General features: G+C 72.0%; 15 protein-coding genes and 5 tRNA genes. 6 read left to right on the top strand and 14 right to left on the bottom strand.

All coding sequences use genetic code 11. The features are described from left to right. Nucleotides 1–34 precede the first annotated feature (34 nt). The gene (locus NYE39_RS01515; protein ID WP_341011684.1) at nt 35–1426 is read right to left on the bottom strand and encodes a condensation domain-containing protein; all 1392 of its coding nucleotides are present in this window, start codon (nt 1424–1426) and stop codon (nt 35–37) included. Further along, on the bottom strand, nt 1423–2784 hold the full coding sequence (locus tag NYE39_RS01510) for a condensation domain-containing protein (RefSeq protein ID WP_341011683.1): 1362 nt from the start codon (nt 2782–2784) through the stop codon (nt 1423–1425). Before NYE39_RS01510 ends, NYE39_RS01515 begins: the two co-directional genes overlap by 4 nt. A 192-nt stretch (nt 2785–2976) precedes the next feature. On the opposite strand from NYE39_RS01510, the gene NYE39_RS01505 reads away from it, so the two are divergent. Continuing rightward, nucleotides 2977–5193 (top strand): MMPL family transporter, encoded by a 2217-nt coding sequence (locus NYE39_RS01505; RefSeq protein ID WP_341011682.1) that lies wholly within the window; start codon nt 2977–2979, stop codon nt 5191–5193. A 27-nt stretch (nt 5194–5220) separates the two neighbouring features. Here NYE39_RS01505 and NYE39_RS01500 read toward each other — a convergent pair whose 3' ends face one another. The 6 genes from NYE39_RS01500 to NYE39_RS01475 all read right to left on the bottom strand — a co-directional run bounded on the left by NYE39_RS01500 (nt 5221) and on the right by NYE39_RS01475 (nt 6566). Further along, complete coding sequence (locus NYE39_RS01500) at nt 5221–5760, bottom strand: PH domain-containing protein (RefSeq protein WP_341011681.1); 540 nt, start codon at nt 5758–5760, stop codon at nt 5221–5223. Nucleotides 5761–5958: 198 nt separating this feature from the next. Beyond that, nucleotides 5959–6033: transfer RNA gene (locus NYE39_RS01495), tRNA-Val, on the bottom strand. A 26-nt stretch (nt 6034–6059) separates the two neighbouring features. Continuing rightward, a tRNA-Cys gene (locus tag NYE39_RS01490) sits at nt 6060–6130 on the bottom strand. Between the two features lie 25 nt (nt 6131–6155). Then, nucleotides 6156–6228 (bottom strand) — tRNA-Gly (locus NYE39_RS01485). Nucleotides 6229–6390: 162 nt separating this feature from the next. Then, a tRNA-Val gene (locus tag NYE39_RS01480) sits at nt 6391–6462 on the bottom strand. A 31-nt stretch (nt 6463–6493) separates the two neighbouring features. Next, nucleotides 6494–6566, bottom strand: a tRNA-Gly gene (locus NYE39_RS01475). 121 nt (nt 6567–6687) lie between these two features. Between NYE39_RS01475 and NYE39_RS01470 the strand changes: the two genes are divergently transcribed. Then, entirely contained in the window at nt 6688–8361 is a 1674-nt protein-coding gene (locus NYE39_RS01470) for an acyl-CoA dehydrogenase family protein (RefSeq protein WP_341011680.1), read from the top strand. A gap of 56 nt (nt 8362–8417) precedes the next feature. Here the strand turns inward: NYE39_RS01470 and NYE39_RS01465 are convergent, their stop codons facing one another. After that, a complete protein-coding gene (locus tag NYE39_RS01465; protein WP_341011679.1) occupies nt 8418–9287 on the bottom strand; it encodes a polyphosphate kinase 2 family protein in 870 nt (289 codons plus the stop codon). Nucleotides 9288–9333: 46 nt separating this feature from the next. Between NYE39_RS01465 and NYE39_RS01460 the strand changes: the two genes are divergently transcribed. Then, nucleotides 9334–10011 carry a dihydrofolate reductase family protein gene (locus tag NYE39_RS01460; RefSeq protein WP_341011678.1) on the top strand — a complete coding sequence of 226 codons (678 nt, stop codon included), beginning with the start codon at nt 9334–9336 and terminating at the stop codon, nt 10009–10011. Nucleotides 10012–10017: 6 nt separating this feature from the next. On the opposite strand, the gene NYE39_RS01455 is transcribed toward NYE39_RS01460, so the two are convergent. Continuing rightward, nucleotides 10018–11178: an alpha/beta hydrolase family protein gene (locus NYE39_RS01455; protein ID WP_341011677.1), complete on the bottom strand. Its 1161-nt coding sequence runs from the start codon at nt 11176–11178 to the stop codon at nt 10018–10020. Nucleotides 11179–11224: 46 nt separating this feature from the next. Between NYE39_RS01455 and NYE39_RS01450 the strand changes: the two genes are divergently transcribed. Continuing rightward, complete coding sequence (locus NYE39_RS01450; RefSeq protein WP_341011676.1) at nt 11225–12283, top strand: ATP-dependent DNA ligase; 1059 nt, start codon at nt 11225–11227, stop codon at nt 12281–12283. Here NYE39_RS01450 and NYE39_RS01445 read toward each other — a convergent pair. Beyond that, complete coding sequence (locus NYE39_RS01445) at nt 12280–13362, bottom strand: DNA polymerase domain-containing protein (protein ID WP_341011675.1); 1083 nt, start codon at nt 13360–13362, stop codon at nt 12280–12282. The genes NYE39_RS01450 and NYE39_RS01445 overlap by 4 nt on opposite strands. Nucleotides 13363–13519: 157 nt before the next feature. On the opposite strand from NYE39_RS01445, the gene NYE39_RS01440 reads away from it, so the two are divergent. Together NYE39_RS01440 and msrB are read left to right on the top strand one after the other, a co-directional pair. Beyond that, nucleotides 13520–15955 carry a lamin tail domain-containing protein gene (locus NYE39_RS01440; RefSeq protein WP_341011674.1) on the top strand — a complete coding sequence of 812 codons (2436 nt, stop codon included), beginning with the start codon at nt 13520–13522 and terminating at the stop codon, nt 15953–15955. Between the two features lie 103 nt (nt 15956–16058). After that, nucleotides 16059–16484, top strand: coding sequence for a peptide-methionine (R)-S-oxide reductase MsrB (gene msrB, locus NYE39_RS01435; RefSeq protein ID WP_072626183.1), 426 nt, complete (start codon nt 16059–16061; stop codon nt 16482–16484). A 103-nt stretch (nt 16485–16587) separates the two neighbouring features. On the opposite strand, the gene NYE39_RS01430 is transcribed toward msrB, so the two are convergent. From NYE39_RS01430 to hemG, 3 genes are all read right to left on the bottom strand, one after another. Further along, nucleotides 16588–17499: a type IV toxin-antitoxin system AbiEi family antitoxin domain-containing protein gene (locus tag NYE39_RS01430; RefSeq protein ID WP_192911966.1), complete on the bottom strand. Its 912-nt coding sequence runs from the start codon at nt 17497–17499 to the stop codon at nt 16588–16590. 205 nt (nt 17500–17704) lie between these two features. Then, nucleotides 17705–18424 carry a hydrogen peroxide-dependent heme synthase gene (gene hemQ / locus NYE39_RS01425; RefSeq protein ID WP_072624474.1) on the bottom strand — a complete coding sequence of 240 codons (720 nt, stop codon included), beginning with the start codon at nt 18422–18424 and terminating at the stop codon, nt 17705–17707. Continuing rightward, nucleotides 18421–19836, bottom strand: a complete 1416-nt coding sequence (gene hemG, locus NYE39_RS01420; RefSeq protein ID WP_341011673.1) for a protoporphyrinogen oxidase — start codon at nt 19834–19836, stop codon at nt 18421–18423. Before hemG ends, hemQ begins: the two co-directional genes overlap by 4 nt. Nucleotides 19837–19920: the final 84 nt, after the last annotated feature.

Raw genomic sequence — 19920 nt, 5'->3', positions numbered from 1 at the left:
CAACACCTGCTGGGCTCGGCCCCCGTGGAGGTCGTCAGAGCAGGGCGCGCAGATGCTCGCCGGCCCGGGCGAAGAGGCGCTGCACGCTCTCCTCGCCCTCGGGCGTACCGGGCAGCAGGGCGAGCACGTGCATCGCCGACTCCTCCCGCATGACCCAGGCGGTGACATTGCTGTCCCGACCCCCGCGCGAGACGAGCACCGCGTCGGCGTCGCCCCACGTCGCCGCGCCGGGCAGGTGACGCAGGTCCATGTACGACAGCATGAAGCGCTCCCCGACCTGCGAGAGCTTGGCGCCGAGCGTCTGCTCGACGACCTCGTAGACCTTCGCCGCCGGCAGCGCGGACGCCCCGCGAGCCTCGCGGAAGGACTGCCGCACGCGTCCGGCCACCTCGACGAGGTCACCCTCGGCCACGTCGACATGCACCGGCATGACGTTGATGAACCACCCTGCGGCGAGCAGCCACTCCGGGGCATCGCGGGTGTGCACCGGGTTGAGGAAGCGCAGGCTCTGCGCCCCGCCCAGCTCGCGCGCGGCTACCCCGACCGCGGCGTAGACGAGCTGGGTGGTGCGTACGCCGAGCCGCTCGGCGACGAGATCGAGGGCCTCGGCCTCCTCCCCCGTGAGCAGCGGCTCGTGGTAGCGCTCGAGCTCGACGGGCTGGTCCGCCGTCGTGCCCAGCGGCAGCGGGAAGCGGCCCAGCTCCTCGTCACCGGCGAACCAGAAGCCGGCCCATGCCGCGAGCGCGGGGTGGGTCAGGTCGATGTCGGTGGTGCGCTCGCGCTCGGCCTGGGCGAAGTCCATGAAGTCGCCGACCGGCGGCAGCTCGATCGCCTCTCCCCCGGTCTCCTCGCGGTAGATCGCGTCGAGCTCGAAGAAGACGAGGAAGAAGGAGAACCCGTCGGTGTAGCTGTGGTCGAGCCCCAGGTAGAGGACCGTCTCGTCCTCGGCGACGACGGCCCGGAAGCAGTAGCCGATGCGGCCCAGCGGGTTGCACCCGGCCCGGAAGTCGTCGCTCACCCGCGCATTGACGTCCGCCGCGGCCACACTCCCTTCGCTCCGGGGCTCGAAGGCGATGTCCTCCGGCGCGAGGTCGACCCGGGCCCAGCCGGTCGGGCGCTGCTCGTCCCGGGTGAACCACCCGCGCATGACGCCGTGCCGACGCACCCACCGCGTGATCGTGCGTGCGAGGGCGTCGGCGTCGAGGCGCCCGGGGATCCGGTAGGTGAAGCCGAGCCAGATGTCGTCCTGCGCACCCGTCCCGAGCGTGTCGGAGCGCAGGTCGAGGTGCGCGGCCTGCATGTACGACGGCTGCCGCTCCCCCGGCGTCGCCGTGGCGATCGCCCGCTCCGTCCCGGCGGTCGGCACGAAGGAGAGGTACTCGCCGCCGACCGTCTCGCGGTCGGTGATGCGCTGCATCTTGATCATGCGGACAGCTCCTGCTGGACGAAGGGGGCGGACGTCTCGACCTCGACGAGCCGGGCGAGGCGTGCGGCGACGCCGTCGAGCCAGTCGCGGCTGCCCGGGGCGAGCGGCAGCCGGGTCACGAGGCTGACGCCCTCGGGCAGGATCGTCAGCCACAGATGGGTCTGGCTGCTCGGCGGGACGTCGCCGAGCAGGATCCCCGCCTCGAGCGGTCGCCACCACTCGTGCCCCTCGACCCGCGACCCGTCGATCGTCGACAGCACGACCTGGGGGCAGACCGGCACGTCGAGCACCCGGTGGACGAGGCCGAGCGGGAGCGCAGCGGCCGGGGCGCACGCGCGCCACCGGTCGACGGCGGCGAGGACCCAGTCGCGGGAGGAGGCGCCCGACGGCATGCTCAGCGCGAAGGGGGCGACCCCCGCGAACCAGCCGACCGACTCGGTCCACAGGGCGGAGGGCCGTCCGTGGGTGGAGACCATGGCGTGCACCTCGTCGCCCATCGCCTGCATGAGCAGCGCGGTCCAGAGCATGCCGGTCGGGATGCCCTCGGCGGCATAACGCAGGTCGAGGGTGGCGGCGACGTCGCCCTCGCAGATGTCGTGACGCACGAGGTCGTGCTCGTACCGGCCCTCGGGGTCGATCCCGGACGCGGCGGGGGCAGCCGGCACGGAGCCACCGGCGAGGAACTCCCGCCATGGTCGCAGGCGCGCGTCGTCGTCGCCGAGCCCGTCACCGACGGCGAGCTCGAGCGTCGTCGTCTCCACGTGGCTCGGGGACGTGTGCGGCTCGTGCAGACCGGCGGCCATCGCGGTGTGCAGACCGGCCAGTGCGCCGACCGCTGCATAGGCCGACAACCCGTCGAAGGTGATGTGGTCGAAGGCGGCGTGCAGGACGTGGCCACCGTCGACCTCGACGGCGAAGACGGTGAAGGCCGGCGCCGCGCTCGGGCGGCACCGGGTGTGGAACTCGTCGAGGAGGAGCGCTCGCAGCGCCTCCGCGTCGTGGTCGCCGAGTGCGGTCGCGGTGACGTCGACCGCGTCGGCCGGCAGGGTCCGCCGGCGGATGCTGCCGTCGTCGAGGGTGAGTCGGCTGCGCAGCGACTCGTGCTGGCGCACCCAAGCGGTCAGGGTGGCGCGCACGCTCTCCGGCGTCGCGTCCGGGAGCAGCACCGAGAGCCCGATCCACGCCGACCAGGGGGCCGTGCCGTCCGGGTCCTCGCGCAGTCGGCCCTGCTGGTCGAAGCTCGCGGGGCGCGGGTCGGTGGGTTGCTCGCTCCAGCGCGCGAGCGTCGCGACGTCGAGCTCCCAGCGGGTGACGTCACCGCCTCGCAGCTCTTGGTCGGCCAGCGTGCAGGGGATCATGCGGGCCTCCTCGGGTCGGTGGGATGCGGTGCAAGCGTGGCAGCGGAGGGCCGGTGCCGCGACCGCTCCCGGTGTGATCTGGACCTCCCTCGGCGTCGCGAATCCGCTTGTGCCTCAACGGTTCCGCGCCACATCGTGGGCAGGATCGGCCGCCACGACGCCCGGGGCCCGCCCGGGTGGCAGGCTGTCCCGGTGACCAGCCGCCGAGATCGCCCCACCCTCCTGCACCGACTCGGCACCGGCACGGCCAGGCACCCGTGGGCGGTCGTCGGGACCTGGGCGGTGCTCGTCGTGTCCTTCTTCGCGCTCGCCCTCGGCGGGGTCACCGGCCAGGGTCTCTTCGACCGGCTGCACAGCGGCGAGATGACCACGCCCGGCGAGGCCCAGCAGGCCCGGGACCTCCTTGCGGACTCCGGCGGCAGCGAGCTGGCCAGCGACACCCTCATGGTGTCGGGGTCCCCGGCCACGGACCCCTTCGTCCGCCGTGGCGTCGCCGAGCCCATCCGCCGGATCCACGAGATGGACGGTGTCGCCTCGGTCATCAACCCGCTCGTGCTCGACGGTGGCGTCAAGAACCCGCGGGCCGAACCGCTCGTCGTCGACGAGCCGGGCGACCGCAGGTACGGGTTCCTCACCGTCGTCGAGTACGACAGCACGCTGAGCGAGAAGGAGCTGGCAAAGGTGCGGCGCGACGTCGGCATCCAGCTCGACCAGGTCGTCCTCGGCTCGCAGGGCACGAGCAGCCAGCGCGGGAGTGTCGCCGATCTCGTCGACGAGGTCGTCGGCCAGGTCGAGACCGACATGAAGGTCGGCGAGGGCCTCGCCCTGCCGATCTCCTTCGTCGTCATGGTCCTCGTCTTCGGGGGCTTCCTCGCCGCAGGCATCCCGATCGCCGGTGCCATCGCCTCGATCGGGGGTGCCCTCGCCTCGCTGTGGGGCTTCTCCCACCTCATCGACCTCGACGCGACCGTTGTCAACATCGTGAGCGTCCTCGGGCTGGGCCTGTGCATCGACTACGGGCTGCTCGTCGTCTCGCGCTTCCGCGAGGAGATGCGCGACCTCCTCGACGGCCAGCCGCTCGGCGCGGACGGGCGCGAGCTCGTCGTCGAGGCCACCGGACGCACCGTGGACCGCGCCGGACGCACCGTCGTATTCTCCGCGGTCACGGTCGCCATCGCGCTGTCCGGGCTGCTCTTCTTCCCCACCGTCTTCATGCAGGCGGCCGGGGCCGCGGGCGTCTCGGTCGTCGTCCTCTGCCTGCTGGTGGCCGTGACCCTCGTGCCCGCGATCTGTGCCCTGTCGGCCCGCCGCCTCCTGCGTGGCCGCACCGACCGCACCTCGGACACCGGCGTCTTCGCCTCGCTGGCCGGTGGCGTGCAGCGCGCGCCGTGGCTCGTCGTGGCACTTGTCCTCGCCGCCCTCGTCGCCATGGCCCTGCCGGCCACCCGCATGGAGGTGACCTCCTCGGGTGTCGAGCTGCTCCCGGCCGACAACGAGCAGCGCACCTTCTTCGAGGACCTCGGACGCGAGTACCCCCTCCTTGCCTCCCCCGACCTGCAGGTCGTGACCACGGCGGAGGCCGACGAGGTCAAGGACTGGGCGAAGGGGGATGCTCGCGACCTCCCCGGGGTCGAGTCCGCCGAGGTGGTGACCGTGGGCAAGCTGGACGGGCAGACGGTCCGCAGCGTCGACCTGCGCACGTCCGACGGTCCGCTCGGGTCCGGCACGCGCGACCTCGTGACGCACCTGCACGAGGAGCGTCCCCCCTTCGATGCCAAGGTCGGCGGACAGGCGGCCGACCTCGCCGACTTCACAGGCTCGATCATCGAGACGGCGCCGCTCGCCATCGGCACGGTCGTGCTCGCGACCTTCGTCCTGCTCTTCCTCATGACCGGGTCGGTCGTCGTGCCGATCAAGGCGCTGCTGATGAACATCGTCTCGCTCGGCGCCTCGCTCGGGGTGCTCGTCTGGGTCTTCCAGGACGGCCACCTCGAGGGGCTGCTGGGCTACGACTCGGTCGGGGCGGTCGAGGTCTCGATCCCGGTGCTCGTCCTGGCCTTCGGCTTCGGGCTGTCCATGGACTACGAGGTCTTCCTGCTCTCCCGCATCGTCGAGCTGCACGAGCGCGGCCACTCGACCAACGAGGCGGTCCGGCTCGGCCTGCAGCGCTCGGGCAAGATCATCACGAGCGCCGCGCTGCTCATGTGCATCGTCTTCGGCGGGTTCGTCCTGGCGCGGGTCCTGGCGGTCAAGGAGACCGGCGTGGCCCTCGTGCTCGCGATCGTCATCGACGCGACCCTCGTGCGCATGCTGCTCGTCCCCGCGACCATGTCGGTCCTCGGCGAGTGGAACTGGTGGGCGCCGCGGTGGATGAAGCGCCTCCACGCGCGGTTCGGGATCACCGAGTAGGTCGGGCCGGCCGGCCGCTGACCTCGGTCACCGTCGGCGACGCGGCTCCGTGGGTGGCCATTCGCCGTCGTCGCTGCCGTCGTCGGCGGAGAAGAGGAGGTTCTGCAGCTCGACCTGCACCTCCTCGACGCGGGGCACGTCGTGCAGCTCCATGCCGGCCTTGTCCGTCGCGTCGGAGATGACGAGCGTGCCGCAGCCGAGCATGCGGTCGAGCACGCTCTTTTCGATGGCGACGTCGTTGATCCGGTAGAGGGGGATGTCGCGCCCCCTCTTGGTCAGCAGGCCGTAGCGGTTGCTCACCCGACGGTTGGTGAAGACATAACGCGTGGAGTTCCACCGCCAGACAGGGACGAGGACCCCCGGCACGGCCAGCGCCAGGGCCACCACGGCGACGCCGAGCACGATCCACGTGCGCTGGTCGCTGTCGCGGGTGAGCACCGCGGCCGCCGCCACGAAGGCGACCAGGAGGACGAGGAGCACCAAGGGTCCGACGAGGGCCTTCCAGTGGGTGCGCAGGTCGAGCCGGATCTCCTCGCCGTCGGCGAGGTGCTTGTCCTTGAGGGCCATGGACGCATCCTGCCACCGCCGACGCGGACGGGGCCGGTTGCGGCTGACGAGGACAGCTCAGCAAGAGAAACTGCCCCTTCGCAAGAGTTTGAAACCCATGCGAAGGGGCAGTTTCTCGGGTCACCCGGAAATCGTGGGGCGCCGTGGCACGACGAAGGCCTCGGACCGCTCTCGCAGTCCAAGGCCCGTCGGTTGTGCTGGTGGGCGATACTGGGTTTGAACCAGTGACCTCTTCCGTGTCAAGGAAGCGCGCTACCGCTGCGCCAATCGCCCGGGTCATGCAGCTGACTGCATGGTCGAGGTGGAGACGGGATTTGAACCCGTGTAGACGGCTTTGCAGGCCGTTGCCTCGCCTCTCGGCCACTCCACCACCGAAGGTGGCTATCAACCTTCTGAGCGGATGACCGGGCTCGAACCGGCGACCTCAACCTTGGCAAGGTTGCGCTCTACCAACTGAGCTACATCCGCACGCCCCGCCAGGTCGCGTTGTAACGCGGGGCACGAGGAGAAACATTAACCCATGGACCGCCGACTCTCCCAACCGACCCCCTTCGGCGTGGCGCAGGGCACCGAGCGGGCACGACGAAGGCCCCGGACCGCTCTCGCAGTCCGGGGCCCAAGTACCTCCGGTGGGCGATACTGGGTTTGAACCAGTGACCTCTTCCGTGTCAAGGAAGCGCGCTACCGCTGCGCCAATCGCCCGGGGACGGCGCCACCGGGGTGGCGCCGTCAGAGCGGATGACCGGGCTCGAACCGGCGACCTCAACCTTGGCAAGGTTGCGCTCTACCAACTGAGCTACATCCGCACTCGCGGTCGGCATCGCTGCTGACCGCGCTGGGCGAGATTAGCCCACCTCGGGCACAGATTCCAAACCGAGGGTCCGGACCTCCCCTCGCCACCCTCGCGCGGGGTCGTATCGTGCGGTCATGCCGACGCACGAGGTCACCAACCAGGTCCCGCCCTACGGGGGTCACGACGTCTTCGCGAGCGATCCCGTCGTCGCACAGGGCGTCGATCGCTGGGTCCCCGACGAGCACCTTGCCGTGACCACCAGCGAGCTGTCCGCGCTCGGCCGACTCGCCGGGTCCGACGAGGCCGCCGAGCTGGCCGACCGCGCGCAGCGCAACATCCCCCGCCTCGTGACCCACGACCGCTGGGGCCACCGCATCGACGAGGTCGAGTTCGACCCTGCATGGCACGCCCTCATGGGCCACGCGGCAGCGGCCGGACTCACGGCGGTCCCGTGGACCCGACCGTCCGGCAGCGGGGCGCACGTGACCCGCGCCGCCGGCTTCCTCACCTGGAGCCAGGTCGAGCCGGGGCACATCTGCCCGATCACCATGACCAACGCCGCGGTCCCCGCCCTTCGCCACTCCCCCGAGCTCGCGGACCGGTGGACGCCCAAGCTCGCCTCCCGCGACTACGACTTCGGCCTGCGCGAGGTGGGCACCAAGGCGGGCGCCATCGCCGGCATGGGCATGACGGAGAAGCAAGGCGGCTCCGACGTCCGGGCCAACTCCACCCTCGCCGTGCGGGCCCCCGGTGGCCCACTGACCGGCGAGACCTACCGGCTCACCGGGCACAAGTGGTTCTGCTCCGCACCGATGAGCGATGTCTTCCTCGTCCTGGCCAAGACCTCCGAGGACGCACCGCCGAGCTGCTTCCTCGTGCCGCGGGTGCTCGAGGACGGCACGCGCAACCCCTTCGCCCTGCAACGTCTGAAGGACAAGCTCGGCGACCGGTCCAATGCCTCCTCGGAGATCGAGCTCGACGGCACCTGGGGCGCGCTCGTCGGCGAGGAGGGGCGCGGGGTGCGCACGATCATCGACATGGTCTCGGCCACCCGGCTCGACTGCGTCCTCGGCTCCGCCGGCACCATGCGCGCGGCGCTGACGCGGGCGGTTCACCACACCCGTCACCGTCGGGCCTTCGGGGCGCTGCTCGTCGACCAGCCGCTCATGCGCAACGTGCTCACCGACCTCGCGCTCGAGTCGGAGGCGGCCACCCTCCTCGGGCTGCGACTCGCCCACGCCCTCGACGAGGACGACACCGAACTGACCCGGCTCGGCGTCGCGGTCGGCAAGTACTGGGTCTGCAAGCGGACCTCCCCCTTCGTCGCGGAGGCCCTGGAGTGCCTCGGTGGCAACGGCTACGTCGAGGACCACGGCATGGCCCGGCTCTACCGGCAGGCGCCGCTCAACTCGATCTGGGAGGGCTCGGGCAATGTCAACGCCCTCGACGTCCTGCGCGCGATCTCCCGCGAGCCCGCGTCCCTCATGGCGCTGCTCAAGGAGGCCTCCGTCGCCCGCGGGCACCTCGCCGCGCTGGACACCGCGCTCGACGACCTCGAGCGCGACTGCGCCGGGCTCGCCTCTCTCGACGGGGTCGAGGTCGCCGCGGGCGCCCGACGGCTCGTCGAGCGGCTGGCGGTCACCCTGCAGGCGAGCCTGATGGTGCGGCACTCACCCGCCGAGCTCGCCGAGGCCTTCGTGGCCTCACGCCTCGACGGCCGCCGCGGCGAGAGCTTCGGCACGCTCGACGCCGGCCTGGTGACCGCCGCCGGCGCCACGGCCATCGAGCGGGCCACGGTCACCGCCTGAGGCGCTGGACCCTGTGTCCGGTCTGCATTGCCGTAGGGCAATGCAGACCGGGGGTGTCAGGACTTCTTGAGCCGCTTCAGCTCGGCCGCGACGTCGAAGTCGGCCACGGGCCACTGCGGGTCGAGCTGCTCGAGGTGCTCCTTGAGCAGCTGCATCACCGCCAGCCGCGCAAACCACTTGCGGTCTGCGGGCACGACGTACCAGGGCGCGACGTCGGTCGAGCACTTGTCGATGACGGCCTGGTAGGCCTCCTGGTAGTCCACCCAGTGTTCGCGCTCGTCGATGTCGCCGGGGTTGAACTTCCAGTGCTTGTCGGGACGCTCGAGGCGCTCGGTGAGCCGCGCCTTCTGCTCGTCCTTGCTGATGTGGAGCATGACCTTGATGATCGTCGTGCCCTTGTCGGCGACGCTCTCCTCGAAGGTGTTGATCTGCCCGTAGCGGCGCGACCACTGGGCCCGCGGGACGAGGTCGTGCACGCGCACGATAAGCACGTCCTCGTAGTGGCTGCGGTCGAAGACGCCGATCATGCCGGGCTTGGGCAGCGCATTGCGGATGCGCCAGAGGAAGGGGTGCTTGCGCTCCTCGGCAGTCGGCGCCTTGAAGCTGGTGATGTCGACGCCCTGGGGGTCGACCGCGCCGACGACGTGTCGCATGATGCCGCCCTTGCCGGCGGTGTCCATCCCCTGCACGACGAGCAGGACGCTGCGAACGCCGCCCCCCTTGGACTCGGCGAAGAGCCGCTCCTGCAGGTCGGAGACGACATCGGCCAGCTCGGCGAGGGCCGCCTGCCCGGCCTCCTTGTCCCCGTCGAAGCCCGGCGTGCTGCGCGGGTCGATCGACGCGAGGTCCGTGCCGGGGTCGGCGCGCAGGGCCTCGCTGAAGGACGCGGCAGACGACTTCTTGGCTGACTTCTTGTCCTTGGCCATTGCCGCATCATGTCAGCACCGCGGCCGCTGGGGCAGACTCGGCGCCATGCGGATCCTCAGCGCGGACGCCCCCGCGGCCGATGTCACCCCCGGCTCCCCCCTCGACGACGACCTGCTCGACCGGCTCTACGCTCACCCCGGCCCCCTGCTGCGGTTGAACTTCGTCAGCACCCTCGACGGCGCCGCCACCGGCCCCGACGGCCTGTCGGGCTCGATCAACTCCCCGGCCGACCACCGGGCCTTCACCGCGATGCGACGCGCCGCCGACGTCGTGGTGGTCGGTGCCGGCACCGCCCGAGCCGAGGGCTACGGGTCGGCGGGGCTGCCCCTCGTGGTCGTCTCGCGCCGGGGTGTGCTCCCCGAGACCCTGCACGGCGCCGAGCAGGTCGTCCTGGCGACGACCCGCGCCTCCGGCATGGACGAAGGGGAGGACCGCTGGCTGTGCGGGGACGAAACGGTGGACCTGGCGCAGGTCCTCCAGCGCGCCCGGTCCGCCTTCGGGCCCCACGTGCTGTGCGAAGGCGGCCCCTCGCTCGCCGCGGATTTGGCCGCGGCCGGCCTCGTCGACGAGCTCGGGCTGACGTGGACTCCCCGGCTGGTCGGTGGCCACCGGGTGGAGCACCCGCGCATCCTCGACGGCGACGGGCTCTCCCTTCGCCTGACGTCGCGGCACCTGCTCGAGGAGGACGGGACGCTCCTCGGCCTGTGGCGCCTGACGCGCTGAGCGGGTCTAGCGCACGAAGTCCAAAACCGTGTCGGTCCACCGTCGCGGGTCGACGTTCCACTCCTTGCAGTGGCGAGCCAGCGACCACGGGACGAAGGTGACCAGGTCGGGCCGGGCTGCGGCGAGCGCCTCGCTCGGGCCGACGGGCACGAACTCGTCGTCGCGGGAGTGGATGAGCAGGATCTCGTGCTGCAGCTCGTCGGCCCGCTTGACCCAGTTGGTGCGGGCGACGTCGACGCTCTCGGAGACCCCGACGAGCCGGCGGGCCCAGTGCTGGCCCATGAGGGCGCTGCCGAGGTGCGAGACGGGCGCCGGGACGCGGTGCAGCGCTGCGTGGTGGCGCAGCACGTCGCCCCAGTCGACGACCGGGCCGTCGAGGACCGCACGCGACACGTCGGCTGCCAGCGGCGACCGGTCGAGGAACTGCAGGACGATCGCCCCGCCCATGGACCAGCCGACGAGGACGATCTCGCGGGCCCCACGGGCGAGTGCCAGACGGACGGCATCCTCGATGTCGCGCCACTCCGACAGGCCGAGGTTGTAGCGGCCGTCGGGGCCGCGGGGGGCATCTCCGTCGTTGCGGTAGCTGGGCACGAGGCAGGTCAGGCCGGCGGCGTGGAGCGCCGGGATGGCGCGCAGCGTCTCGTGGCGACGGGCACCGCGGCCGTGGACGAGCACGGCCCACCGGTCGCCGCTGCCGCCCGGGACGACCCAGGCGGGCATCGGTCCGAGCTGGGCCGGGACGGCGACGTCCTGGGTCTCCAGCCCGAGGTCGGCGCGCGGGTCGCGGCCGTAGTAGTAGCCGTTGAAGCGGGCCGGCCCGGGCTGCAGCACGCCCTCGTCGACGCCGAGCAGCTCGCGGCGCACCCGCTGGCGGCGGTGGTCGACCTCGAGCACGCTGCCGATGCGGGCGTGGCCGCGGCCGCCGTCGAGCCACAGCCCGTAGCGGCCGGGCACGAGCAGGTCGGGGGTTCCGGAGAGGGTGAGGCTGTCGGAGTGGATGACGTGGATCTCGGTGTCATCGGGTCGCACGAGGTCCGGGGTGAGCACCTTGCGGGCGAAGTAGGTGCCGGCGCCGACCCAGACGGACCCGGCCCCGACGAGGGCGGATCCCGTGGCGACCGCGCCATAGGTGAGGGCGCGCTCGGCGGCCGTCCGTTGAGTCACGGCGCCATCGTCTCAAATGTCGTCGCCCACGGGCAGAATGTGGTGAGTGACACCACTTCCCGCTGACCTGGTCCTCGACCCGATGCTCGCCAAGGCCGTCAAGGACGTGCCGGGTGCCGACGCCGTCGAAGGCGGCTACAGCTACGAGCCCAAGTGGGACGGCTTCCGCTGCCTCGTGCGCAAGGACGGCGACGACGTCGAGCTCATCAGCCGCGGCAAGAAGCCCCTGACCCGCTACTTCCCCGAGCTCGTCGCGGCGATCCGCGAGCACCTGCCGGGCAGCGCCGTTGTCGACGGCGAGGTCGTCGTGCGCAGTGGCGAGCCGGGCGCGCAGCGCCTCGACTGGGAGGCGCTGGGTCAGCGGATCCACCCCGCCGAGTCGCGGATCACCAAGCTGTCGCAGGAGACGCCCGCGGAGCTGATCGCCTTCGACCTGCTCGCCGTCGGTGACGAGGACGTGACGGACTCCCCCTTCGCGGAGCGGCGGGAGCGGCTCGAGACGCTCTTCGACGGCATGGCGAAGGGAGCGCCGCTGCACCTCACGCGGGTCACCCGTGACGCCGACGAGGCCCGCGACTGGTTCACCCGCTTCGAGGGGGCCGGGCTCGACGGGGTCGTCGCCAAGGCGCTCGCCTCGCCCTACTCCCCCGGCAAGCGCACGATGCTCAAGATCAAGCACAAGCGCACCGCCGAGGCCGTCGTCACCGGCTATCGCGTGCACAAGTCCGGCCAGGGCGTCGGCTCGCTGCTGCTCGGGCTGTACCAGGACGGGCAGCTCTTCAACGTCGGCGGCATCGCCGCCTTCACCGCGAGGCGCCGGCTCGAGCTCGTCGACGAGCTCGAGCCGCTCGTGCGGCGTGACGCGGAGGGCAACGTCGAGCACGCCGAGACGGACCGGTCCCGGTTCAGCTCGGGCAAGGACGTGAGCTTCGTGCCGCTGCGGCCCGAGCGGGTCGTCGAGGTGGCCTTCGACCAGCTCGAGGGGTGGCGCTTCCGGCACACCGTGCAGTTCCTGCGCTGGCGGCCCGACCGCGAGCCCGAGTCGTGCACGCTCGATCAGATCGACCGGGCCGCGGCGTACGACCTGGGCGAGGTCCTCGACTAGCCGTCGATCCGGTTGCCGTCCTCGTCCCAGTGGGCGGCGACCTTCTTGCTCGGCTGCACCCGCGGCGGCTCGCCCGGCATCTTCGGGTAGTCGGGCGGGAAGTTGAGCTCGCCGCCCGGCAGGGTCTCCCACAGGTCGAGGAGCGGCTCGAGCGAGTGGGACGTGTCGTCCATGTCGGCCCACGGGTCGCCGTCGGCCAGGTGGTCGAGCACGGTCGTGATGTTGTGCTCGGCGGGGTCGGTGACCTCGGCGATCTGCTTCCACGTCATCGGCGTGCTCACGGGTGCACCGGGTCGGGCGCGCAGGCTCCAGGCGCCGGCGATGGTGCGGTCCCGGTTGTTCTGGTTGAAGTCGACGAAGATCCGCTCGCCGCGCTCCTCCTTCCACCAGGCCGTCGTCACCCCGTCGTCACGCCGCTCGAGCTCGCGGCCGAAGCCGATCGCCGCGTGCCGCAGGTCCTCGAAGGACCATCGCGGCTCGATGCGCACGTAGACGTGGATGCCGCGGTTGCCGCTCGTCTTGGGGTAGCCGCGCATGCCGAGGTCCTCGAGCAGCTCGCGGGCGACGCCCGCCACCCGCTGGACGTCGGTGAAGGTCGTGCCCGGCTGCGGGTCGAGGTCGATGCGCAGCTCGTCGGGGTGGTCGACGTCGGGCCGGCGCACCGGCCAGGGGTGGAAGGTCAGCGTGCCCATCTGCGCCGCCCACACCAGGGCCGCCGGCTCGCTCGGGCACAGCTCCTCCGCGCCCCGGCCGCTCGGGAAGGTGATGCCGACCGTCTCGACCCAGTCGGGCGCTCCCCGGGGCAGGCGCTTCTGGTAGAAGCCGTCGGCGTCCTTGTCGCGCGGGCCGACGGCCAGCCGCATGCCCTCGCGCCACCCGTCGGGCCAGCGCTCCATCGCCGTCGGCCGGTGGCCGATGTGCCGCATCATCGCCTCGCCTACGGCGGCGTGGTACTCGCACACCTGCAGCTTGGTGACCTCGGGGATGCGGTCGGTCGCCTCGTAGATCACCCGGTCGGGGCTGGAGACGCGCACCTCCCGGTCGCCGGCGGGCACCATGACGGCGGGGGTCTTGGCCATGCGGTCAGCGTATGGGCTGCCACCGACGAAGGGGGGCGGCTCGCCCCCTTCGTCCCGTCGGGTGATCGTCACGCGACGTTCACCCGCTCGCGCTGCGCGCAGCACCCTGCGGTTCTAGTGTGCCCGTGGCCACACCCACCCCTTCCCAGGAGCCCACATGCCCTCCCGTCGTCGCCGCGTGCTCGCGGCACTGACCATCGCGCCGCTCGGCCTCACCGGCCTCGCGGCGCTTGCCCCGAGCGCCTCCGCCGCCTCCCCCGACCTCGTCATCTCCGAGGCCTACGGAGGCGGTGGCAACTCGCGCGCGACGCTCCGCAGCGACTTCGTCGAGCTCGCCAACCGCGGCCAGGCGGACGTCGACCTCACCGGCTGGACGCTGCGCTACTACTCCGCCAGCGGCACGACGCCGCAGACGACCTCGCTGAGCGGCCAGGTCGTCGCCGGCGGGCGCTACCTCGTCAAGCAGGCCGACGGCGCCAACACCTCGCTGCCCGCGCTGCCGACGCCGGACGCAACCGGCACCGTGGCGATGTCCTCCTCGGGTGCCCGTGTCGAGGTCGTGCGCCCCGACGGCCAGGTGGCCGACCGTCTCGGCTGGGGGGCCGCGACGACCGCTGAGGGCGCACCCGCCGACGCGACCGACAACACGACCTCGGTCGCGCGGACCGACGTCTGCGCCGACACCGACAACAACGCCGCGGACTTCGCGGTGGGTGCTCCGACGCCGCAGAACTCCTCGACCACGCCGGTCGTCTGCGAGCCCGACGACGGCGGGGAGCCGCCGGTCGACGAGCCTGAGACCATCGCCGAGATCCAGGGCAGCCACCACCTCTCCCCCTTCGACGGGGCGAAGGTCAACGGCGTCGAGGGTGTCGTCACCGCCGTCTCGTCCTCGGGCTTCTGGCTGCAGAGCACGACGCCGGACGACGACGAGGCGACCTCCGAGGCCGTCCTCGTCTACACGCGCTCGACGCCCACCGTCGCCGTGGGCGACACGGTGACCGTCGACGGTGTCGTCGACGAGTTCCGCCCCGGCGGCTCCAGCGGCTGGGACAACCTCACGACGACCGAGATCGTCTCGCCCGTCGTGACGAAGACCGGCACCGGCGGCGTGCCCGAGCCGGTCGTCCTCGGTGAGGACCGCATCGCGCCGCAGCAGACGATCGACGCCGAGGACCCCAAGAGCGTCGAGTACGACGACGCGGCCTTCCGCCCCGACCGGGACGCGATCGACTTCTACGAGTCGATGGAGGGCATGCAGGTCGGCGTGCGCGACGCCGAGGTCGTCGGGCCGACCGGCTACGAGATCCCCGTCGTGCCCGGCAGCGCCGTCGAGGCGACGCGCTCGTCGGCCGGCGGGGTCGTCTATGGCGGCTACGACCAGCCCAACGCGATGCGCGTGCTCGTCGACGACGTGCTGCTGCCGAGCGGCTCGCTGCCCGACGCCGACGTGCGTGACCGCCTGCCCGGCCTGGTGGCCGGGCCGCTCGACTACTCCTTCGCCAACTTCAAGCTGCTCGCCACGCAGGTCCCGACCGTCGAGGATGGCGGGCTCGAGCGTGAGGTGACCCAGCCGCAGCACGACCGGGAGCTGTCGGTCGCCTCCTTCAACGTCGAAAACCTGGCGCCGGGCAACGACCAGAGCAAGTTCGACCGGCTCGCCGGCCAAGTGGTCACCAACCTGCGCAGCCCCGACGTCATCGCCGTCGAGGAGGTCCAGGACAACAGCGGCCCGACCGACGACGGCACCGTCGACTCCTCCGCGACGACCGACAAGCTCATCGCGGCCATCGAGGCCGCCGGCGGGCCCACCTACGAGGCCAACTGGGTCGACCCGCAGGACAAGGCCGACGGCGGCCAGCCCGGCGGCAACATCCGCAACGTGCTGCTCCACCGCACCAACCGCGACATCGACTTCGTCGAGCGCAGCTCCGGCGCCGCCGACCACGCGACGAGCGTCGCGAAGGACAAGAAGGGCCCCTACCTCACCGAGTCGCCCGGTCGCGTCGCGCCGTCGTCCGAGGCCTTCGCCGGCTCGCGCAAGCCCCTCGTCGGCGAGTACCGCTTCCGCGGTGAGCGCGTCTTCGTCGCCGCCGTGCACTTCAGCTCGAAGGGGGGCGACGACCCGCTCTTCGGTCGCTGGCAGCAGCCGGTGCGCTCGAGCGAGGACGCCCGTCACGAGCAGGCGCGCGAGGTGCGGGCCCTGGCCGACGACCTGCTGGCTGCCGACCCGCAGGCCAAGTTCGTCGTCGCCGGTGACGTCAACGACTTCGAGTTCAGCGAGACGAGCGACATCCTCGCCGACATCGTCGAGGGCTCGGGCACGACGGCGATGACCGATCTGCCGCGCACGCTGCCGGCGTCGGAGCGCTGGACCTATGTCTACGACGGCAACAGCCAGGTGCTCGACCACATCTTCGTCTCGCCGGCTCTGGCGACGCTCGACTCGAAGAAGAAGAACGCCGGACCCTTCCGCCCCGGCAAGGGGCACCGGCCGGCCTTCACCTACGACATCGTCCACACCAACTCGCCCTTCGCCGACCAGGACAGCGACCACGACCCGCAGGTCGTGCGCCTGGACCTGAAGAAGTGAGCTGATCTCCCTTCGCCCCACGGCGTGCGACGGCCCCCGGATGATCTCCGGGGGCCGTCGCGTTGCATGATGAGCAGACCGATCGACGAGGAGCCTGACGATGATGGAGCCCACCGGCCGCGACTACGCGGTCACCAAGTCCGACGAGCAGTGGCGCGAGGAGCTGTCGGCCGACGAGTTCACCGTCCTGCGGGCCGCGGGCACCGAGCGGCCCTTCACCGGTGAGTACACCGACACCAAGACCGAGGGCGTCTACGCCTGCCGCGCCTGCGGGTCCGAGCTCTTCACCTCCGACACGAAGTTCGACAGCCACTGCGGCTGGCCGAGCTTCTACACCCCCCTCGCCGAGGACCGCGTCGAGTACATCCAGGACGACTCGCTCCCCGGCCGCCCCCGCATCGAGGTTCGCTGCGCCAGCTGCGGCAGCCACATGGGCCACGTCTTCGAGGGCGAGGGCTACGACACCCCGACCGACCAGCGCTACTGCATCAACTCGATCTCGATGACGCTGCGGCCCGCTCAGGGCTGAGGGGCTGGTAGCTCACCCGCCCCACGATTTCCGGGTGACCCGAGAAACTGCCCCTTCGCAGGAGTTTGAAACTGCTGCGAAGGGGCAGTTTGTCTTGTCAACCTCAGGCGGCCGCAGCGAGGGCATACCGGACCGCGCGCACGATGCGCTCGGCGTGGAAGAGGTCAGCCCAGGTCACGCGGATGACGACGTAGCCGAGGGACCTGATCCGGTCCTCGCGCTTCTTCTCCCGGAAGAGCGCATCGGGCCCACCATCCGTGTACTTGACCTTGCCGTCGAACTCGAGGAGCACGTGGGTGCCCTCGATGCCCAGGTCGACACGGGCGACGACCACCCCGTCACCGTCGGCGATGCGCACCTGCGAGTCGACGCGGTAGCCGGCACCACGCAGGATCGCGCGAGTGACGCTCTCTCCCAGCGACTCCGCGCGCCCGTCGGACCAGGCAATGGCGCATCGAGCCCGGGACGAGTGCGGCCACGCGGCGATCTCGCCCAGCGCCGCCTGCAGCGCGTCCGTGTCCGTGGCGCCGGTGTGCAGGGCCGCGTCGATGGACGCGATCCCAGCCGGGATGCCGTGGTCCATCGTCAGCTGGAGGAGCGAGGTCGGCAGATCCGTCGCCGGCCCCCAGTCGGTCTCCACCGACGCATGACGAAGGGGGCGGATCCGCAGCTGCGCAGTCCGCGCCTCCCTGACGATCGGTCGCGCAATGTCCCCCGGCAGCGCCGGCACCTCGAAGAGCGGGATGCCATGAGCGGCGACGGCGGGCGCGCCTACGAGCACGGCGTCCTCGTAGGAGCGCAGTGCTGCGCGGGCCACGAGGTGACGCTGCTCGTCGACGCTGAGAGGGCCGGGTGACGTGTACACACCACGACAGACCCGGACGATGAGCCGACGGTGTACGGCGGCGGCGATGACGCGGTCACGCACTCCCGCGCGCACGGCGTCCTGGCGCGTGAAGAGACCGTCGGGCAGCCGCAGCAGGTCGCCGAAGAGGTCGCTGGTGACGTCGATCATGGGACCACGGTGCTGGTCCCGCGGCCCGGCTGACCCTCCCTTCGTCCGGCTGTGGACGAGCCCACACGGCACCGAAGGGTGTGGACGCGGCCGGCTCAGCAAGAGGAACTGCCCCTTCGCAAGGGTTTGAAACCCTTGCGAAGGGGCAGTTTCTCGGGTGACCCGGAAAGCGTGGGGCGGGTGGGACCTGAACCGCCGCGCCGCGTCAGCGCAGGCCGGCCACCAGGGCCTCGACGCTCACGCGCGGGCCGGTGAAGAAGGGGATCTCCTCGCGCACGTGCAGGCGCGCCTTGGAGGCACGCAGCTCGCGCATGAGGTCGACGATGCGGTGCAGCTCGTCGGCCTCGAAGGCGAGAATCCACTCGTAGTCGCCGAGGGCGAAGGCGGGGATGGTGTTGGCGCGCACGTCCGGGTAGTCCTTGGCCATCGCCCCGTGCTCGGCGAGCATGAAGCGGCGGTCCTTGTCGTCGAGGACGTACCAGTCGTAGGAGCGCACGAAGGGGTAGACGCAGACGTAGTCGCGCGGCTCCTCCCCCGCCATGAAGGCCGGGACGTGGCTGCGGTTGAACTCCGCCTGGCGGTGGACCGCGGCGTTGGACCACACCGGGTCGAGGTGCGCGCCGAGCTCGGTGCGCAGCAGTCGCTTGTAGGCGTCCTGCAGCAGCTCGATGTCGTCGGCGTGCCACCACACGAGGATGTCGGCGTCAGCGCGCAGGCCCGCGACGTCGTAGACGCCACGGATGCGCACGCCCCCCTCGGTGAGCTCCGCGAAGAGCGCCTCGACCTCCTGCGTGATCGCCGCGCGGTCGTCGTCACCGACGGGCGTCACGAGCGCGAAGGCGCTGAACATCGCGTAGTGCACGCTGCTGTTGATCGCCTCGAGCTGCTCGCGCGTGGGCTTGGCGGGGACGGGCCGGGTGGTCATCGGTGCTCCTGTCGAGGGGTGGACGAAGGGGGAAGTGCGTCGAGGATCGTCGTGGCCGTGGCGGCGGCCCCGGTGAGGACCGCGCCGATGCCCACACCGTCGTAGGCCGCCCCGGTGACCTCGATCCCGGGCAGGTCGGCCACCGCAGCGCGGACCGCGGCGACCCGCTCAGTGTGCCCGAGGTCGTACTGCGGCAGCCCGCCGCCCCAGCGCTGCACGTGGTGGTCGACCGGCGTGGGCAGCGGCGAGCCCACCGCCTCGCCGATCTCGGCGAGCGCCGCGGCGACGAGCTCGTCGTCGTCGCGCTGGAGGGAGGCGACCTCGCCTGCGCGCCCTGCCGAGGCGCGCAGCAGGACCACGTCACCGCCGGCCTCGCGGACCCAGGCCCACTTCGAGGCGCTGAAGGTGCTCGCCTTGATCGCCTTGCCCTCGACGGCCGGCACGAGGAAACCGCTGCCCGGAAGCTGCGGCGTGGCGGCCGTGGGCAGCGCCATCGTCATGACCGCCATCGAGGCGTACTCGATGCCGGCAAGCGCGGACGACGCGGCCGGCGCGTGGCCGGCGAGCAGGCGAGCGGTCGGGGTCGCGGGCGTGGCCAGGACGACGTGGTCGGCGTCGTGGACGACGGGCGCGGTGGTCGCTCCGGCGACGACCTGCCAGCCCGTCGGTGTTTGCTGCAGGCGCCGCACGAGGGTCCCGGTCCGGATCCGACCGCCGGCGGCAACGACGGCGTCGGCCAGGGCGTCGGCGAGCCCCCCGATGCCCCCGCGCAGCCCCATGACGCGCGGGCGCGGCGCGGTCCCCGGCGGCGGGAGCAGCCCGTCGACGGCCTCGGTCATCGACCGACCCTCGGCGAGCGCGGACCACAGCAGCGGCATCGTCGCGCGCAGCGACAGCCGATCCACCCGCCCGGCGTAGACCCCACCGAGGAGCGGCTCGACGACCCGGTCGACGACGCCACGGCCGTGGACGGTCGCGACCGCCTCGGCGACGGTGACGTCGTCGCGGTCCACGACGAAGGGGGTCGGCTGCGTGGCGCGGGCGACCTCCCCTTCGTCGAGGAGACCGGAGGGGTCGCAGTCGTGACCGGGGACGCCCATGAAGGTGCGGGCCGGCACCGGGTGCCGTCGGCCGCGGGACCAGATCGAGGCGGGCACCGGCTCGGGGTGGACGATCCGGTCGGCCAACCCCAGCCCGGTGACGAGCTCTCGGGCGGCGACGCTGCTGGCGACGACCGACTCGGCGCCGACGTCGACCCGCACACCGCCGACCTCCTCGCGGCGGACCTTGCCGCCGGGGCGGTCGCCCCCGTCGAGGACGGTGACCTCGAGGTCGGGGCGGGAGCTCAGGAGGTGGTGGGCCGTGGCCAGACCGGCGAGTCCGCCACCCACGACGACGACCGAAGGGGGCATGCCCCCACTCTCCCACCGCCGCCCGCGTCGGGAGGAACCGGCCCGCACGGAACCGCCCGCACGGCCGCCCCGTCACACCCATGA

The sequence above is a fragment of the Janibacter sp. FSL W8-0316 genome (assembly GCF_038004165.1).
Classification (GTDB): domain Bacteria; phylum Actinomycetota; class Actinomycetes; order Actinomycetales; family Dermatophilaceae; genus Janibacter; species Janibacter indicus.
This window is presented reverse-complemented; position numbering and strand designations above follow the sequence as displayed.

Bases quoted from the DNA above. Each gene is read 5' to 3' on its own strand.
- NYE39_RS01430 (WP_192911966.1), bottom strand. From the start codon at position 17,499: ATGATCGACGTCACCAGCGACCTCTTCGGCGACCTGCTGCGGCTGCCC.
- NYE39_RS01515 (WP_341011684.1), bottom strand. From the start codon at position 1,426: ATGATCAAGATGCAGCGCATCACCGACCGCGAGACGGTCGGCGGCGAG.
- hemQ (WP_072624474.1), bottom strand. From the start codon at position 18,424: ATGACCACCCGGCCCGTCCCCGCCAAGCCCACGCGCGAGCAGCTCGAG.
- NYE39_RS01445 (WP_341011675.1), bottom strand. From the start codon at position 13,362: ATGGCCAAGACCCCCGCCGTCATGGTGCCCGCCGGCGACCGGGAGGTG.
- NYE39_RS01500 (WP_341011681.1), bottom strand. From the start codon at position 5,760: ATGGCCCTCAAGGACAAGCACCTCGCCGACGGCGAGGAGATCCGGCTC.
- NYE39_RS01510 (WP_341011683.1), bottom strand. From the start codon at position 2,784: ATGATCCCCTGCACGCTGGCCGACCAAGAGCTGCGAGGCGGTGACGTC.
- NYE39_RS01470 (WP_341011680.1), top strand. From the start codon at position 6,688: ATGCCGACGCACGAGGTCACCAACCAGGTCCCGCCCTACGGGGGTCAC.
- NYE39_RS01460 (WP_341011678.1), top strand. From the start codon at position 9,334: ATGCGGATCCTCAGCGCGGACGCCCCCGCGGCCGATGTCACCCCCGGC.
- NYE39_RS01465 (WP_341011679.1), bottom strand. From the start codon at position 9,287: ATGGCCAAGGACAAGAAGTCAGCCAAGAAGTCGTCTGCCGCGTCCTTC.
- NYE39_RS01440 (WP_341011674.1), top strand. From the start codon at position 13,520: ATGCCCTCCCGTCGTCGCCGCGTGCTCGCGGCACTGACCATCGCGCCG.
- hemG (WP_341011673.1), bottom strand. From the start codon at position 19,836: ATGCCCCCTTCGGTCGTCGTCGTGGGTGGCGGACTCGCCGGTCTGGCC.
- msrB (WP_072626183.1), top strand. From the start codon at position 16,059: ATGGAGCCCACCGGCCGCGACTACGCGGTCACCAAGTCCGACGAGCAG.